The 16812-nt window shown below is 51.6% G+C and carries 16 protein-coding genes; 9 read left to right on the top strand and 7 right to left on the bottom strand.

Going from position 1 to position 16812, the window contains the following annotated elements; translation table 11 throughout:
* The 4 genes from BLQ88_RS05940 (at position 1) to BLQ88_RS05925 (ending at position 7303) form a co-directional block, all read left to right on the top strand.
* Positions 1-1080 (top strand): FecR family protein, encoded by a 1080-nt coding sequence (locus BLQ88_RS05940; RefSeq protein ID WP_090147596.1) that lies wholly within the window; start codon positions 1-3, stop codon positions 1078-1080.
* 192 nt (positions 1081-1272) lie between these two features.
* Positions 1273-4713, top strand: coding sequence for a TonB-dependent receptor (locus BLQ88_RS05935; protein WP_229212598.1), 3441 nt, complete (start codon positions 1273-1275; stop codon positions 4711-4713).
* Between the two features lie 31 nt (positions 4714-4744).
* Positions 4745-6343, top strand: a complete 1599-nt coding sequence (locus BLQ88_RS05930; RefSeq protein ID WP_090147593.1) for a RagB/SusD family nutrient uptake outer membrane protein — start codon at positions 4745-4747, stop codon at positions 6341-6343.
* 117 nt (positions 6344-6460) lie between these two features.
* On the top strand, positions 6461-7303 hold the full coding sequence (locus BLQ88_RS05925; RefSeq protein WP_090147591.1) for an endonuclease/exonuclease/phosphatase family protein: 843 nt from the start codon (positions 6461-6463) through the stop codon (positions 7301-7303).
* A gap of 75 nt (positions 7304-7378) precedes the next feature.
* On the opposite strand, the gene BLQ88_RS36675 is transcribed toward BLQ88_RS05925, so the two are convergent.
* Together BLQ88_RS36675 and BLQ88_RS05920 are read right to left on the bottom strand one after the other, a co-directional pair.
* On the bottom strand, positions 7379-7534 hold the full coding sequence (locus BLQ88_RS36675) for a hypothetical protein (protein ID WP_176884904.1): 156 nt from the start codon (positions 7532-7534) through the stop codon (positions 7379-7381).
* A 1-nt stretch (position 7535) separates the two neighbouring features.
* On the bottom strand, positions 7536-7985 hold the full coding sequence (locus BLQ88_RS05920) for a DUF6934 family protein (RefSeq protein ID WP_218132893.1): 450 nt from the start codon (positions 7983-7985) through the stop codon (positions 7536-7538).
* A 54-nt stretch (positions 7986-8039) separates the two neighbouring features.
* Here BLQ88_RS05920 and BLQ88_RS05915 point away from each other — a divergent pair, with 54 nt between their 5' ends.
* Positions 8040-8735 carry a DUF4369 domain-containing protein gene (locus BLQ88_RS05915; protein WP_229212597.1) on the top strand — a complete coding sequence of 232 codons (696 nt, stop codon included), beginning with the start codon at positions 8040-8042 and terminating at the stop codon, positions 8733-8735.
* A 16-nt stretch (positions 8736-8751) separates the two neighbouring features.
* Here BLQ88_RS05915 and BLQ88_RS05910 read toward each other — a convergent pair whose 3' ends face one another.
* Positions 8752-9084, bottom strand: coding sequence for a hypothetical protein (locus tag BLQ88_RS05910; RefSeq protein ID WP_090147589.1), 333 nt, complete (start codon positions 9082-9084; stop codon positions 8752-8754).
* 97 nt (positions 9085-9181) lie between these two features.
* On the opposite strand from BLQ88_RS05910, the gene BLQ88_RS05905 reads away from it, so the two are divergent.
* From BLQ88_RS05905 to BLQ88_RS05895, 3 genes are all read left to right on the top strand, one after another.
* The gene (locus BLQ88_RS05905; protein ID WP_090147587.1) at positions 9182-10531 is read left to right on the top strand and encodes an amidohydrolase family protein; all 1350 of its coding nucleotides are present in this window, start codon (positions 9182-9184) and stop codon (positions 10529-10531) included.
* 36 nt (positions 10532-10567) lie between these two features.
* The gene (locus BLQ88_RS05900) at positions 10568-12004 is read left to right on the top strand and encodes a hypothetical protein (RefSeq protein WP_090147585.1); all 1437 of its coding nucleotides are present in this window, start codon (positions 10568-10570) and stop codon (positions 12002-12004) included.
* Between the two features lie 77 nt (positions 12005-12081).
* A complete protein-coding gene (locus tag BLQ88_RS05895) occupies positions 12082-12315 on the top strand; it encodes a DUF433 domain-containing protein (RefSeq protein WP_090147583.1) in 234 nt (77 codons plus the stop codon).
* A 304-nt stretch (positions 12316-12619) separates the two neighbouring features.
* Here the strand turns inward: BLQ88_RS05895 and mtgA are convergent, their stop codons facing one another.
* A complete protein-coding gene (gene mtgA, locus BLQ88_RS05885) occupies positions 12620-13306 on the bottom strand; it encodes a monofunctional biosynthetic peptidoglycan transglycosylase (RefSeq protein ID WP_090147580.1) in 687 nt (228 codons plus the stop codon).
* 123 nt (positions 13307-13429) lie between these two features.
* Between mtgA and BLQ88_RS05880 the strand changes: the two genes are divergently transcribed.
* Positions 13430-14710 carry a DUF2851 family protein gene (locus tag BLQ88_RS05880; protein ID WP_090147578.1) on the top strand — a complete coding sequence of 427 codons (1281 nt, stop codon included), beginning with the start codon at positions 13430-13432 and terminating at the stop codon, positions 14708-14710.
* A 38-nt stretch (positions 14711-14748) separates the two neighbouring features.
* Here the strand turns inward: BLQ88_RS05880 and BLQ88_RS05875 are convergent, their stop codons facing one another.
* From BLQ88_RS05875 to BLQ88_RS05865, 3 genes are all read right to left on the bottom strand, one after another.
* The gene (locus BLQ88_RS05875) at positions 14749-14946 is read right to left on the bottom strand and encodes a hypothetical protein (protein ID WP_015811882.1); all 198 of its coding nucleotides are present in this window, start codon (positions 14944-14946) and stop codon (positions 14749-14751) included.
* Positions 14947-15030: 84 nt separating this feature from the next.
* Positions 15031-16446 (bottom strand): CCA tRNA nucleotidyltransferase, encoded by a 1416-nt coding sequence (locus tag BLQ88_RS05870; protein WP_090147576.1) that lies wholly within the window; start codon positions 16444-16446, stop codon positions 15031-15033.
* Positions 16447-16499: 53 nt separating this feature from the next.
* On the bottom strand, positions 16500-16706 hold the full coding sequence (locus BLQ88_RS05865) for a hypothetical protein (RefSeq protein ID WP_090147767.1): 207 nt from the start codon (positions 16704-16706) through the stop codon (positions 16500-16502).
* Positions 16707-16812 lie beyond the last annotated feature (106 nt).

The following is a 16812-nucleotide window of genomic DNA, read 5'->3' as shown; positions in this document are numbered from 1 at the left end:
ATGCATCCATTTTACCACTACAACCTGGAAGATTTTCTGACCGACGACGATTTCAGGGGGTGGGTAAAAAACGGCCAGCCGCGAAACGACTTTTTCTGGGCCAAACTCCGCTCGGACTATCCCGAGAAAGCCCTGCTGATGGACCAGGCCGCCGAACTGATCCTGACCTGGGAAAAACAACCCAGCGATCTCACCCACGAGGAGCTCGACCACGAGGTAAACCGCATTTTGAACGATGCCGTACGCACATTACCCGAGCGAAAAACGCGCATAATTGGGCTCAGATGGTGGTATGCCGCGGCTGCGGTGCTCGTTCTGGTGGGTTTGGGCTGGCTGATTTCCGGTGATTATGCATTTCCGAAAAGCACTTACACGTATCAGCGCTACGTTTCCGCATCGCCCGTACCGCTCAAAGAAATTACCAACAAAAGCCAAAAGCCGATGAAGGTGAGCCTGCCCGACGGCAGTGAAATACAGCTCATGCCCAATGCCGCTGTGAGTTACGCACCGGTTTTTGTCCAAAACCACAAAAGGGAGGTCTATCTCTCGGGAGACGCATTCTTCGAAGTACAGAAAGACAAGGCCAACCCGTTTTTTGTATATGCCAATGACCTCGTTACGCGGGTAGTAGGAACGAGTTTCACGATTAAATCTTCCTCGGAGCGCGTGGAAGTGATCGTACGCACGGGGAAAGTGGCGGTAATGCAGGCAAAAGACCTCGCCGATGAGAAATCCCGCGTTGAAATGCTGCTCACACCCAACCAACAGGCGGTATTTACCTCGGAGAAACCCGTTCTCGCCAGAAGCATTACCGAAAACCCGGTAGCGATCGCCCATCCGGTTGCTAAGCCAGACTTCACATTTGATAACCAACCGGTTGGAGAAGCATTCAAACTATTGCAGGAAACTTACGGGATACCCATTTTATACGATTCGGCACGGCTTGAAAACTGCTACCTGCGCGTGGCGCTGCTCGATGAGTCGTTTTTTGACAAGTTAGGAATAATCTGCTCTACGATCGAAGCGAGCTACCAGGTAACCGACGGACAGGTCGTTATCACGGGGCAGGGCTGCGAATAAACCCAATTTCCTTTCAACCCAAACCACCCTTCTACTTATGGCTAAACCTTGACCCAGATTCATTAAAAAGCCGGCAATGATTGCAGCATTACCGGCCTGATTTCTCCCGGTTCATTTCAACAGAAGGACAGTTCCGCCAAAATCGGAGCACGGGAGGGCTTTGTCCAGAATTCATCAAAACCATTCGAATTTATGAAAAAAAGTAGTCGACCACTAACGTACCTGGTGACTGTGATGAAAATTGCATGCATACCATTTATACTGACCCTGGTGTTCAGCACCTTGTCGCTCGCCAGTAACGGGCTTGCGCAGGAATTGCTGCAACGCAATGTAACCCTGAAAGCCGAACGCCAGGAACTGCGCCAGGTGCTCACCACCCTCGAAAAATCGACGGGCGTGCGCTTCTCGTACGTACCCTCGCTCGTGCGTAACCAGAAGGTGAGCGTATCGGCCGAAAACCAGCGGCTTTCCGCAGTCCTCGACCAGCTACTGGCGCCATTGAACATCCGCTATTCCGTTTCCAAAGAATACATTATCCTCAACCGAAAGCCGACGAAAACCGCTGGTACAAACGATACCGGCCTGCTCGAAACGACTGGTGAAGAGGATGTCATCGACCGCATTATACGTGGGAAAGTCATTGCCGCCGACACCAAAGAGCCGCTGCCCGGTGTGAGTGTGGTGGTGAAAGGTACCCAGCGCGGCACTTCCACCGAAGCGAGCGGGACATTTGAAATAGAAGTACCCAATGGCGACGCCCAGCTTATTTTCAGTTTTGTAGGCTACCTCGCGCAGGAAGTGAATGTGGGAAACCAGTCGGAGCTGGAAGTGACGCTGCTTTCGGATACCAAATCGTTGCAGGAAGTGGTGGTGATCGGTTATGGAACGGTTAAGAAGGCTGATTTGTCGGCGTCCGTTTCGACGGTTCCCGATATGGAGCAGATCAAAAACCGGCCGGTACTCAATGTGGGCAGCATGATCCAGGGCAAAGTGGCCGGTGTGACGGCCATCAGCAATGGCGGCCACCCAAACCAGACGCCCAACATTACCATTCGCGGGACAGGTTCGCGCGGGGGCGAGAGCGTGTTGTACGTGGTCGACGGCGTGCCCAATGCCCCTTACAACCCGGCTGATATTGAATCCATTACAGTTTTGAAGGACGCGGCTTCGGCGGCGATCTACGGTGCATTCTCCGGCTCGGCGGGTGTTATCCTCATCACCACGCGCCAGGCGGCGCAAGGTAAGCCGAGCATCGAGTACAGTGGTTTTATGGGGATGAAACAGGCCTGGAAACTACCACAGTCGCTTAATGCGGCGGATGAAGCCAGAGTCTCCAATCTTGCCTATACCAATGCCGGCCTCGCTCCGCTAGACGGCTGGGACCCGACCAAAAACCCGTACGCGCAGGTAACCCGCACCGACTGGGTCGATGAAATCTTCCGAACCGGCCTCATTCAGCGCCATAATATCAGTTTCAACGCCGGTACCGACAAGTTTTCGACGCTTTTGCAAGGCCGCTACGAGCGCGATGAGGGCACACTTATCAACACTTATGCCCAGAATTTGTCTGTCCGTTTCAATGCGATGTACAAGTTCACGGATAAGCTCAAACTCCGCCAGGAGCTTTTTTACAATAATAACGACAACCGCGGTACCGAAACTACCAGCGGTTACAGCGGAACGGTACTTTCCGCCATTTATATGCCGCGCTCGGCCGTTGCTTACTATGACGACGGCAGCTTTGGCGGTGTAGGCCCGCGCGACTCGCAATACCTGGGTATTCATGGCGATGCGATCAGCCCCGTAGGCACGTTGCTGCGCAACCGGCCCTACAACAAAGGCAATGACATGCAGTCGGTTACCGAACTCGGCTATTCCGAAATCATCCCCGGCCTGAGCTTCCTGACGCGTTTCAGCTACCGCCAGAACAGCTCGCTAAGGAAGAATTTCGAGCCCAAAAGAACAGAGCCCGGTAAGCCGAACAACCAGAATACCCTCTCCTATTCTACCGACCGCGGCTATCACTGGATTTGGGAAAACACGGCGAACTACTCCCGCGTTTTCGGCCGCCACAATGTAGGCGCCATGGCTTCCATGACTGCGCAGGAAAATGGCAACCGCAATTTCAACATTGCCGCAAGAGGTTTCGAAAATGAAGCGGACTGGGCACAATTCTTCGTCAATGCATCCATTTTTGACCAAAACCGCCCTGGTGACGACGAATGGAAGGACCGCAATGCCTCTTACGTAGGCCGTTTGTCATACAGCTGGGCCGATCGCTATTTCGTGACTGCCAGCTATCGTTACGACATTGCCGGCCGCCTTGCGGAAGGTTTCCGTGCCAAAGGTTACCCTGGCTTCACAGGTGCGTGGAAGCTTAGCTCCGAGCCATTTTTCAATGTAAAAGGTCTCGACCTGCTGAAACTCCGCGCAAGCTGGGGACGCATTGGCAACATTGGTTCTATCGGAAGGTATTACGGCTATCCTAACCTGACGCCGAACAATACTTACCAGATCGGTAACGGCGCGCCTATCAGCAATGGTTTGTATGTGAATTCAAGGTTTAACCCCGAATTGTCGTGGGAGACTTCGCAGCAGACGGACTTTGGCGTGGATATCAGCCTTTTGAAAGAAAAACTGACCATTACCGCCGATTATTTTAACAAACTCACCTACGACCTCATCAAGCAACAGGATACCGAATGGACGAATACGAACGGTTATGGAGCGCCTTTTATCAACCAGGGCAAGATCCGGAACACTGGTTTCGAATTTGCTGCCAACTGGCGCGACCAGGTCGGCGAGCTGAGCTATGAGATCGGCGGTAACTTTGCCACGCTCAAAAACCGTGTCGATTATATTGACGAAAACCCGAACTCGGTTTGGACGCACGGCGACGCCTGGCGGAGCATTCTGGTACCGTTCCGCTCCACCGTCGGTCAGCCCTATTTTTCTTATTGGTTGATTAAAAATGCGGGCATTTTCCAAACTGACGAGGCCGCGGCGGCATACGTGGGCCCTACCGGCGACCGCATTCAGCCGAGCGCGAAGGCAGGCGACCTGAAATTTGTGGACGAAAACGGCGACGGCAAGATCGATGACCTGGACCGCGTGTACATGGGCAATGCATTTCCGAAAATCACTTACGGCATTACCGCGAATGCGAATTGGAAAAACTTCGATTTCAGCATCTTTTTTCAGGGTGTAGGTGGTGTAAAACTGTTCAATGCATTCAAGCAATCGACTTTAAATGGTGCTGAGCAGGGCTATAACCGTTGGGACAAAATCCTCGACGCATGGTCGGAAACCAATACCGGCTCCGACATCCCGAAGATCCGCGCGAACGATCCGAACAAGAACTTTTCGACCAACTCCGACTGGTACCTCGAAAATGGCAATTACCTGCGTTTGAAGAACCTGATTATCGGCTACACATTCAAAAGCAAGCCGGGCAAACCTAGCCTGCGCGTGTACGTGAGCGGCGATAACCTGCTGACTTTCACCAAATATTCCGGTATGGACCCCGAAATCGGAAGCCAGTACATTGATGGCCGCTACACCGCACCAGGCCTCGACGGCGGTCAGTATCCCGTGGCACGTGTGTACTCAGCCGGTGTGAAGCTTAAATTCTAATGCACGAATCGACCAAACAAGACTTTGACTCATGAAACATATCATTAAAAATGCGGGTCTCGCCATTGTCATGGCCATAAGTGCATCCGCATGTACCGAAAGCTGGGTGGATACCAAACCCAACGGCTCCCCCACCACCGCATTCTTCTGGAAAAGCGACGAAGACGTGAACAAGGCCATGGCCGCGATGTACGCGCCCATGGGCTATGAAAATACCTGGGGCCGCAACCTGTTCTGGATGCAGAATGCCTCAGACGACATCGTGACCGGCCGCGTGCGTGCGGAGAGCGACAATATCAAAAACTTCAACATTACCGGCCGCGAAGGTTCCATTGCCAACTGCTGGAACGATGTATACTGGATGCTGAACAAGGCCAACCAGGTGATCCAGGGTGTGCCCACGGCTACCGGCGTGTCGGATGCGGTGAAGAACCGGGCATTGGGAGAAGCTTATTTCATCCGCGGGTTCGCGCATTTCTGGCTCGCTTATTCCTGGGGACACAAAGACCTCGGCGTGCCGTTCGACGGACCTGAGAATGCGGAATTCGGCAAACGCATTCCGCCGCAGCTCCCTTCGGTAACCGACAACTACGCGCAGATCATCAGCGACTTGCAAAAAGCGGCTGACATGCTCCCCTTGTTCCAAACCTACGGGGCGAGCGATCAGGGACGTGCGCACAAGGCTGCGGCGTGGGGTTATATGGTGAAAACCTACGCTTACTGGGCGCAATACGATGCTTCCAAATGGGCGCTGATCCCCGAGCTGGCCGATAAGATCAAAAATGAAGGTGCGCGAGCGCTCATTACCGGCAAAGGAAGCTCAGCTGCCAATTACCAGGCGGTGTTTACAATTGAAAACAACTGGACGAGCGAGTACATCTGGTCGGTAAACTCCGGTATCCAGGGCGGCTCTATTTTCCCGGGTGTGTCTTTGGAGAACAAAGGCTGGGGGATTTTCAACGGCTGGGGGTATTTCCAGCCTACCGAGGAGCTCTATGAAGAATATGAAGCCAAAGACCCGCGCCGCGAGGTTACCATTCTGAAATTCGGGGATAAATTCACCTATTTCGGTAAGGAGCGCTCCTACTTCTCGACCAACAGCCTTTCCGGCTTCCAGATCCGCAAGTACATGGAACCGTACAGCTACGGAACCAACGAGGACGCGGGCAGCAACACGATGATCAACCAGAATGGCGACGGGCCTTCTACACGCCTGAACCTGCCGCTGATGCGCTACGCCGAAATACTGCTTTTCAAAGCCGAAGCGCTCATTAAGCAGGGCAAGAATGCAGAAGCCGCGGCACCATTGAATGAAATCCGCGCCCGCGTTGGTCTCGCACCTATCGCTGCTCCTACCCTCGCCGACCTCAAACACGAGCGCCGCGTGGAGCTGGCCTGCGAATGGACCGACCGCCTCGCCGACCTGAAACGATGGGGTGACTACGATAAGATCAACATGCCGCTCCACGGCCGCATCCACGACAATAAAACCGATCCGGCGTCGCCTTACAAAATCCAGGTGATCTGGCCCGCACGGAGCTTCGATCCTGGTAAACACATGGCCTGGCCGATGAACCCCGATGAAATTTCACGCAGTAATGGCGCCTACAAGCAGACTCCGGGCTGGTAATGCATCACAAATGCGAATTTTCATCATGAGTTAACATTAATCGCATATTTTTGGCACCGCAACAGGAGACCCTTCGGGGTCTTTTGTTTTATAGTTAATCAATCATCTCTATACCCAATGAAAAAATTTGCCCTTTACCTACTGGCATTCGTCTCGCTCGCAAGCGCGTCGTATGCGCAGAAAACCGCAACTATTAATGTAGGTTCGTACAACCTTCGCTACAACACCCCGAACGACGGCGTGAATGCGTGGCCCAATCGCAAGGAAAACGTAAAAGGCCTCGTGCGTTTCCATGAATTCGACATTTTCGGCGTGCAGGAAGCATTGGTAGGCCAGTTGAAAGACGTGGCCGAACTCCCTGAATTTGCTTACTACGGCAAAGGCCGCGACGATGGCAAGGAAGGCGGTGAGCATTCCGCTATTTTTTACAAGAAAGATCGTTTCAAATTGCTCAAATCGGGCGATTTCTGGCTGAGCGAAACACCCGACACACCGGGCAAAGGCTGGGATGCGACTTGCTGTAACCGCATTTGCTCATGGGCACAGTTCGAAGATGTGAATACGAAAAAGAAATTCTTCTTCTTCAACGTGCATTTCGACCACCAGGGCGTGGAAGCGCGCCGTCAGTCGGGGCATTTGATGGTGAAAAAGATGAAGGAGATCGCAGGCAATGCTACGACCATCCTCACCGGCGACTTTAACTCGACGCCGGATACCGAGCAAATGAAAACCATCGCCGGCGCCCTCAACGACACGCACGATGTAACGAAACAAGCTCCTTACGGCCCGGAAGGCACATTCAATAGCTTCAAATTCGACGCCGCCATGAAGACCCGAATCGACTATATTTTTGTAAGTAAAAATGTGGATGTGTTGAAATACGGTGTGCTCACCGATTCAAAAGAGCAACGCTACCCGTCGGATCACCAGCCGGTGTTGGTGAAAGTGGAGATTAAATAGCACTTCGGCATTCAGCTTCTCGGCAACCGGCTTTTGGGGATTTGGAGCATATCCGGTCGCCGGAGCTGGCTGCCGTTATTTTTTGTCGAAATCCGGGAGGCCGTAGGTTTTTACGATATGTTCAGCAAATTCTATCTTTTCTTTGAAATAGCCTTTGTTAAGAAGCTCGTCAAGGCTTTTATCAGGCTTCTTCAAGATAGGTTTTCGCAAGCGTTCAAGTTCTTTTTCCATCTTACAATCGCTTTTTTCTAATAACAAGAAATGCCTTATATTCAGTATTGGCTGCAAACTCTTCCCAACCATCATCCACAAAACCATAAACCAGAAAATCGAGTCTTATAGTTTCAAGATTGTTTGAAATTCCTATTCTGTACAACCTGGTCCTTGATTTTGTACTACCAGTTGCGAATATCATCGCACCAGGAAACTCTTCCGTGAAAGATAAAAGTGTTGACGCCACCGTTGCCATTACTTTGATACTATCTCCGTTATTGGTGACTACCTGGTCATCAGGCTGTCCGGTTAAGTCATTTTTATCCCCAAATCCGAGGTTAAAAAAGTTCGGTATGTTGGTTGGACTATAAATGATAACTTTTTTGACATCACCTTTTGGCCCTTGACTTACAAACTCGTAAACCATGGCCGTATCGCCGGGCGTTATTTCATATCGTTCATAGTGCATGTGAATGCAAATTTAAGTACTAAATTGTAACCATCATTTCCAACTCCCCTGCCTGTGCTCATTAATATCAACCGCCTGATCATTTGTGTATTAGCAAGCTTTTCGTTCGTGTCGACGCAGAGCGTCAAGATCAAAATCGTGGCGCCGAAAGCATGGAATGACAGGAAGGCGCTTTTGCTTACGCGGGAGAAGGGATTTGCGGCGGTGGTGCATTCGATCAGGCTCGGCTTCGACACTACACACCTCACGATGGACGCGGATTTACTGCCCGATTTATACCAATTCCAGGTTTCGCAAAATAAGGGTGCGTTGACGTTTTTCTTCGATCCGGGCACGGAGATACGACTGGACACTTCGAACCTGGCGAAATCGACTGTCAGTCATTCCAAAAGCAATGAAGAATGGCGGGAGTATCAAACGCTTGTGCAGAATCCGTCGGATCAGCGCTTGAATGCGTACGTAGTGGCGGAGGCGCGTGCGAAAAAGCAAAATCTGGCCGACAGTGCACGCTATTGGATGAATGAGCAAGCGGTAGAGCGCGAAAAGCTGTGGGATACTACGGCCGATTTTATTGCCAATCATCCCAAATCTTACGTCAGCCTGTACTTACTGAAAGTCAATTGGTTTGCATTGAAAAACAGGAATCTGTTTGAAAAGCTAGATCGCTCGCTGGCACAGCACAGGAATTACCGGTTTTTAAAGGACAGGAACAACGGGATCGTCAAAAGTGCACCGTCTGTTCGTAAGTAGCCTGCCGACCGCGCCGTTATTCTTTTCTGAAAATTTCAGTGTCCCACCCGCGAAACGCATAGTATTTCCGCTTCGGTTCTCCTGTCCAGCCATTGATACCCTTCTTTTTAGGCAAATAGTAGCCGTGAATGTAAAGCAAAGGCACGATCATCAAGCCTAGCAACGACATACTGGCCCATCTTCCAACATACACCGACAATCCGAGCACAATCAGCAAGGTCAACAGATATTTCCCGAACCGGCGCCATTTAGGCGTTTGCTCTTCAAAATGCCCGAAAAAAATGTTGCCGACAGCATAAATGATGCTGACAATGGCAACCTCGAACCAAAGCGTATCCGTCGCCCACATATCCGTACATTAAAAAGGAGTTACTATTCTCTTTATATCAATGGATTAGCTTTCAATTTAAGCGATGTTAGTTTGTGCTCAAACCTTATTAGGACAAATGCAGATCTCAGCCAGCACCAAAGACAGCCTCCAACGCTCAACAATTTTCCAGATTGCAGTCTGTGAGTTGATATTGATTGCCGCTATTTGGGGTTGCAGCACAAATACCCGTTCCCCGACAGGCGAAACGGCAAAAATCACGGAGATTAATCAAAAAGAAATCATTTCAAAAAAAGCCATCATCGCCATCACCGGTGCGACGATTATCGATGGAAACGGCGGAGCTCCGATCGAAAACGGATCCGTGGTTGTCACTGACGGCATTATCAGTGCCGTCGGCAGGAAGGCGGATATTGAAATACCCGAAAATGCACAGGTTGTCGATGCGGGTGGGCTTACATTATTACCCGGCTTTATCGATTCCCACTTCCACCTCGACGGCGTCCATGGCCTTCCCGCGCAATTCCTGCAAAATGGCGTGACATCGCTCCGCGACCCTGGCGCGTGGATCGAAGCATATGATGGCGAGAGAAAGAGCGGGCAACCGATCCCGCGACTTTTCCTCGCCGGTCCGCACATCGATATGTTTCCGCCCGCATACCCGCGCGACGCGTACGTGGTCAGGGACGCGGACGAGGCCGTGCGCGAGGTAAACCACCTGGCCGATCAGGGGGCGTCGGTGATTAAGGTCTACTTCCGTTTACCACCGGCCATTATCCGCGAAGTGTGTAAAGCGGCCCATGCACGCGGCATTCCGGTTACCGGACATCTTGAAACGACGGAGGCCAAAGAGGCGATCGAGGCCGGACTGGACGGGATCGAGCATATCACCTCTTTCGGGCTTACGCTCGTCCCGCAGCGTGAGGGCGAAAAATATCGTCAGATGGTCCTGGCCGATAATAATGCACGTAAACAGGGCAGGTATGAAGTTTGGAAAAGCATTAACCCGGACAGTCCCGCTACCGATTCGCTCGGCGTTTTCCTGAAAAACAAAGGCACATTCGTTAGCCCCACGCTCGGCGCATTCGAGTACCAGGCAACGGCCGGCCAGCCGTTGGATACCGCGCGTCTGGAAGGATTTGGCAAAATGAAAAAGATTACCGGAAAACTGCACCGCGCCGGCGCCAGAATCGTAGTCGGGTCGCATTCGATGATTCCTTACGCAGAAACCGGCTGGGCATTCCAGCGTGAAATGGAGTTACTCGTCGACAGCGGGCTTACTGCCGCCGAAGTAATTACTGCCGCTACCCTTCAAAATGCCCGTTTCTTTCGCATTGACAAAAGGTTAGGGAGTATAGAAAAAGGTAAGCAGGCCGATCTGGTACTGATAAAAGGCGATCCTTTGAAGAACATATCCGCTACCCGCAACGTTAGCAAGGTTATGTTGAACGGGGTTTGGATTAAATAAACAGGAATCCCTACATTGCCTTTAAGCATCTCAACCATGAAAAATCTCCTTCTGATACTTCTGAGCGCATTAATGCTCATGGCAGGTAACCGGGCCTTTGCCCAGGCCGAAGAAGAAAAGCTCGACCTTCCCGGCGATAACCTCAACCTGTACGCGGTTTTGAAACTGTTCCAGGAATCGGAAACGCTCGAAGGTTTTGAGCGGAAACTGAACGAGGAAGATTCGGAGATCAATAACCTCGACCTGAATGGCGACAATCAGATCGACTACATCCGCGTGGACGATAATGTAGAGGGTAACCTTCACACGATCAGCCTGCGAGTGGCTGTCAGCGAAACGGAAGATCAGGATGTGGCGGCATTTTATGTTGAAAAGAAAGACAATGGCGAGGTGTGGATCCAGCTCGTAGGCGATGAGGATCTTTACGGGAAGGATTATATTATTGAACCTAATTCGCAGTCAGGGACGGTGGCAGAAACGCCTAACCCTGGTTATACCGGTAACAGGGAAGTTCAGCCTGCGCCGATACAGCAAAATGTTACTTATGTGTCGAACTGGCCGGTTGTTCAATTCATTTTTGTGCCAAGATATGTGGTTTGGCGGTCGCCGTGGCGGTGGCATTACTACCCGTCGTACTGGCGGTCGTGGCGGCCGCGCTACTGGCATTACTACTACGGCTACCATTACCACTGGCATTACTATTACAACGGGCATTTCCGCCGCTGGCCAAGTTACCGCAACCCGGTTTGGCATACCCATTATTACAGCAGCAACTTCCGCTCGCGCTCGGTGATCGTGCGCACACGCTCCACGCGGGGCGATTACCGGCAAACTTACTCACGGCCTTCATCGGCACGGCAAGGTTCCGCATTATTTGTAAAACGAAATCCCACGGCCCCAACCCGGCGCGAAAGGCTTCCTAACTTCGATAATACAGGCCGCCCGGTGATCACCCGCTCATCGACCGGCCGCCCAGGGACTACCCGGCCCGGTTCCGGCGACAATATTTCGCGTCCCTCGGTAGAAAGACCCGGACGCGGCAACAGTACCCGCCCCGGCACAGGCAGGCCCGACAATGGCAGACCTGAGGTTACCCGTCCCGGTACAACGCGGCCTGCCAATCCAAGCCCGTCAATAACGCGCCCGGATATCGAGCGCCCTACACGATCAGAACGTCCGGATGTTTCGAGGCCAACGCCATCACCACGCCCGGAAGTAACCCGGCCCGAACCTTCTCCTCGTCCGGAGGTATCCAGGCCTGCGCCATCACCACGTCCGGAAGTATCCCGGCCCGCGCCATCGCCACGTCAGGAACAAACAAGACCGAACATTGAACGTCCGGCCCGTCAGGCGCCTGAGACGCGCCCCGCGCCGAGTCGCCCGGAAACCTCACGGCCATCCGCGACACCATCCGGTCGGCAACAGAGTTCACCGCGCTCGTCCCGTGAGGGCGAACGATCGCGGGATAATTGATATCGGTCGGTTACACATTACGTTGGCTTAACTAGTCCTATTTTCGTAAATTGTTATAAGCAAACCTTTGAGGAAACATGCAGTACGGTCCGATCAATGTAGATCCTGAAATTATGAGTGGTGTTCCTGTGTTCGCAGGAACGCGGGTTCCGGTTCAGAATCTTTTCGATTACATCGAGGGGGGCGAAGATTTGTCAGAATTCCTGGACGACTTCCCCTCGGTTTCAAAAGAAAGCGCATTGGCTGTACTAGAAATGGCTAAAAAAGCCCTTACGTCCGAAAAAGCATTGCATGAAAATTTTACTGGATGAAAGTCTTCCCCGGAAACTTCGACACGATTTCGATCCTGAACATGAAATATGGTCTGTACGCGATAAAGGATGGCTTGGTAAAAAGAATGGAGAGTTGCTGCGTCTTATGGAACAGGAACGTTTCGAGCTATTCATAACCGTCGACCGCAACCTACCCTATCAGCAGAATATCCAACGGCTCCCTGTTACGATTTTTGTGCTCTGTGCGTTTAACAATAGACGGGATACATTGCGAATGCTAATTCCAAAAATCTTCGATCGAATCTCACAAGGTGGTACGACCGGAATAATCGAAATTTACTAATTACAAATCCGCCAGATACTTCTGCCCGCCCAGGTACCGCATTTGGCGGACGATCTGGTTGGTACGCTTGTTCACATACGCAGAAGGGTTTTTGATAGAAAAACGGATCGGATTAGGTAGTACCGCGGCAATACGGGCGGCTTCGTAACGTGTGAGGTGCTTGGCCGATTTGTTATAGTAGCGCAATGAGGCCGCCTCGACACCAAAAGTCATTTTACCCATTTCAGCCACATTTAAATACACTTCCAAAATCCGCTCTTTGCTCCACAGCACTTCGATCAGGACCGTGAAATATACTTCCAACCCTTTGCGAATGTAACTGCGGCCGTGCCAGAGGAAAACATTCTTCGCTACCTGCTGCGAGATGGTACTGGCTCCCCGCGCGCGTTTCCGCTCCTCGGTCATTGCATTATAAATCTGATCAAAATCGAAACCCCAGTGGTTGGGGAAATTCTGGTCCTCGGAGGCTACTACTGCCAGGGCCGCTTCCTTGGAGATGTTTTCATACGGCTCCCAGTCGTGATAGATCTCGGTATCCTCGTCTGCCCGGAATGCCTCGATCTTCCTGGAAATCATAAAGGGCGTTACCCAAACGGGCAAAAACCGCAAAATGACCACCCAAACGATTGAAAGCACGATAAAAGCAAGGAAGATTCTGAGCGCAATAAATTGCAGACGGCGGAGCATAAAACTTTTTTACTTCTACAAATAGAAACCAAGTAACAAAAACAGCGTACAAAGAACAGAAACTAATCAGGTTTAGGCAAAGAAATAAACGCCTTAATCGCCAAAATTTTAAACACGCTGTTTATGAATGAAGATTTACTGAGTTTCATCTGGCGCTTCCAGTATTTTGAGAAGAAAGAGCTGGCGACCGACGAAGGCATGCCGCTTTCCATTCTCCGCCCCGGTTACCGGAATACCGATGCCGGCCCGGATTTTGCCGAAGCACGCATTTACATCGACGGCGTGCTGTGGGCCGGGAGCGTCGAAATCCACGTGAAGGCATCGGACTGGCGCCTGCACGAACACCAGCGAAATGGCGCCTACGACGGCGTGATCCTTCATGTGGTTTGGGAAAATGATTATGCGGCCATGCGGCGTGACGGAACGGCGGTTCCGACGTTGACGCTAAATGGCCTCGTGAAAGCATCCGTAATTGAAAGGTACCGCTGCCTGCTCGATGAAAAAGAAACAGTTCCCTGCAACCGCCAGTTTGGCGAAGTGGATCAGATACGTAAGTATGCGATGCTGGACAGGGTATTGCTCGAAAGACTGGAACGCAAAGCTTCGGAGATCCGGCATTTGCTCGAAAGCAACCAGCAGGATTGGGAGCAGACCGCCTACCAATGGCTGGGGCGGCATTTCGGATTCAAACTGAATGCTGCGCCATTTCAACGGCTCACCAGCATTGTCCCCTGGAAAATCATCCGCAAACATACCGACCGCCTCATTCAGCTCGAAGCGTTACTGTTTGGTTGTTCGGGCCTTATTCCCGAGGATTCGGAAGATATATATGTACGCCAGCTTCGGCAGGAATTCCGGTTCCTGAGTGCCAAATACAATTTACAGGAAGAAACGATGCAACCGCATGAATGGAAATATGCGCGGCTCCGTCCGGCAGGCTTTCCGACGGTGCGGCTGGCGCAGTTTGCACGCTTGCTGTGCAATACCGGCGGCTTTCTGAACCGGTTTATCGTTTCAGATCAGTTCGATGATGTGCGCGAGCTGTTCCGTATCGAGCAATCCGCTTACTGGCGGGAGCATTACCTGTTTGAAAAGAAAGCAAAGGCGCAGGTGCCGGTACTGGGTAATGACGCGGCCCATTTACTGATCGTCAATGCGGCGGTGCCGTTGCTGGTCGCCTATTCAAAACAGCGGCAGCAACCCGAACTGCTCGATAAGGCTATTTACTGGCTTTCGGAGATACCTGCCGAGGACAACCGCATTACCCGCGAGTGGGCGTCGCTGGGCATGCGCGTGAAAACCGCCGCCGATTCGCAGGCATTGATCGAATGGTTCAACAACTATTGCACACCGAAGCAATGCCTGGAATGCATGGTAGGCGCAGCGCTCGTGCGAGACGCTTAGCCGGGGGCGCCCAGCCGGGGGCGCCTAGCCAGGGGCGCTCAGCCTTTTACCAGGTTTACACCCGTCAGAAGAAACACGGTTCCCACCAGAAACGGCACGATCGATTCCCATTTGGAAACCGTGAGCCCCAGTACGGGTTTGTCGGAAAGGAAGGCAACGCATGCGAAGAGCAATACCGCAATGCCTAATATAGTGAGCAGCGAGCCGAAAAAACGTTTGAACTGGGCGTTTTCCATGAAATGTGTCTATGAGGAGATTAAAAGTTCGCAAAAATATCAAATATGCGCTGGCATTGGCGTGGTTGCTATAAAAAATGTGCCTTACACGCGGGTGAGGCCCATTTTTTCACCTTCCGCGATCATGAATGCGAACGCAGGCCCGTACTCATTCGGCACAATACCTTCCAGGATCGCCTCGCGCACCGATTCTTTGATAATCCCCACTTCCTTCGCAGGTTTCAATCCGAATGCCTCCATGATCATTTCGCCGGTAATGACCGGCTGGAAATTACGGAGCTTGTCACGTTCCTCGAGGTCTTTGAGCTTTTGCTCCACCAGGTCGAAATTGCTGATGAAACGCCTTACTTTCTCCGGGTTTTTGGAAGTAATATCGGCCCGGCACAGGTTCATGAGCGCCTCGATATCCTCTCCCGCTTCCACCAGCAAGCGCCGCATCGCCGAATCGGTGATTTCCTCTTTGGAAAGCACGATAGGTCGCAAATGCAGCCTTACCAACTTTTTCACAAACCGCATTTTCTCATTCAGCGGCAGTTTCATGCGCCGGAAAATAACGGGTACCATCCGCGCCCCGATCTCCTCGTGGTTATGAAACGACCAACCGTTACGTTTATCGAACTTCTTGGTGGCAGGTTTGGCAATATCATGCAGAATGGCGGCCCAACGCAGCCAGAGGTCGTCCGAGACCTGACATACGTTGTCGAGCACCTGTAATGTATGGTAAAAATTGTCCTTATGCCCCTTGCCCTCAATGTGCTCCACGCCCTGCAATTCCACCAGTTCAGGGAAAATTATGGCTAACAACCCTGCATGGTAAAGCAGTTTGAAACCGTATGAAGGGGTTTTGGAAAGAATGATCTTGTTCAATTCGTCGGAAATCCGCTCCATCGACACAATGCCGATGCGCTCTTTCATTTTCACGATCGCGTCGAAGGTATCAGGCTCGATATCAAAGTTCAGCTGGCTCGCGAACCGGATCGCCCGCATCATACGCAAGGGATCGTCGGAAAATGTAATTTCCGGATCGAGGGGCGTGCGGATGATCTTTTTACGAAGGTCGCTCATCCCCTCGAACGGATCGACGAGCTCTCCGAAAGTACCTGCATTGAGGCTGATACCCATTGCATTGATGGTGAAATCGCGGCGGTTCTGATCGTCGGCTAACGTACCGTCCTCGACAGCCGGCTTGCGGGATTCGGAGCGATAGGACTCCTTGCGGGCACCTACGAACTCAATTTCAAGGTCGCCCTGACGGATTTGTGCGGTCCCAAAATTTTTAAATACACTTACATGAACATCCGGCCCGAGCCTGCCGGCTACCATTTCGGCCAGTTCTATACCGCTGCCGATGGAAACAATGTCGATGTCCTTGCTATTCCTTTTGAGTATCAGGTCCCTTACGAACCCACCGATTATATATGCCTCCACCCCCAGCTCCTTCGCGGCGCCGGCAACTTTTTCCAGAACGGGGTATGGTGTCAACTGCTCTTTGAAATTCATGCCGCAAAGGTAGGGAATTCTTGGTTGGCATGAAGTGCGGATGCGGATGCGTGTTATTGGGTATCCTCTCTTCTGATCCTTTCCGCTTCTACGGGATCCGGCGGTTCTATCGGATAATGCTCTTTGTCATAAGCCTCAATAATATCTGCCAGGGCCTCCAATTCTTCATTCTCCGGCGTTCCGGTTGGAGCATCGAAAAGCTCATACAATCTTTTCAAAGCTTCATCAAATTCTTCCTTTGTTTCAATAGGCTTAAGCATGTGTGATTCCATTTAGGTGTGCGGTTCTATTTACTAGGATACAATGTTAGTATTTAGACGTCAGAATATAGAAAAGTGCAGGTTGTAAAATACACTTTTAAAAATA

Source organism: Dyadobacter soli (assembly GCF_900101885.1).
Lineage (GTDB): Bacteria > Bacteroidota > Bacteroidia > Cytophagales > Spirosomataceae > Dyadobacter > Dyadobacter soli.
Note: the sequence above shows the minus strand (reverse complement) of the source record. Positions and strands in the feature narration are given on the sequence as shown.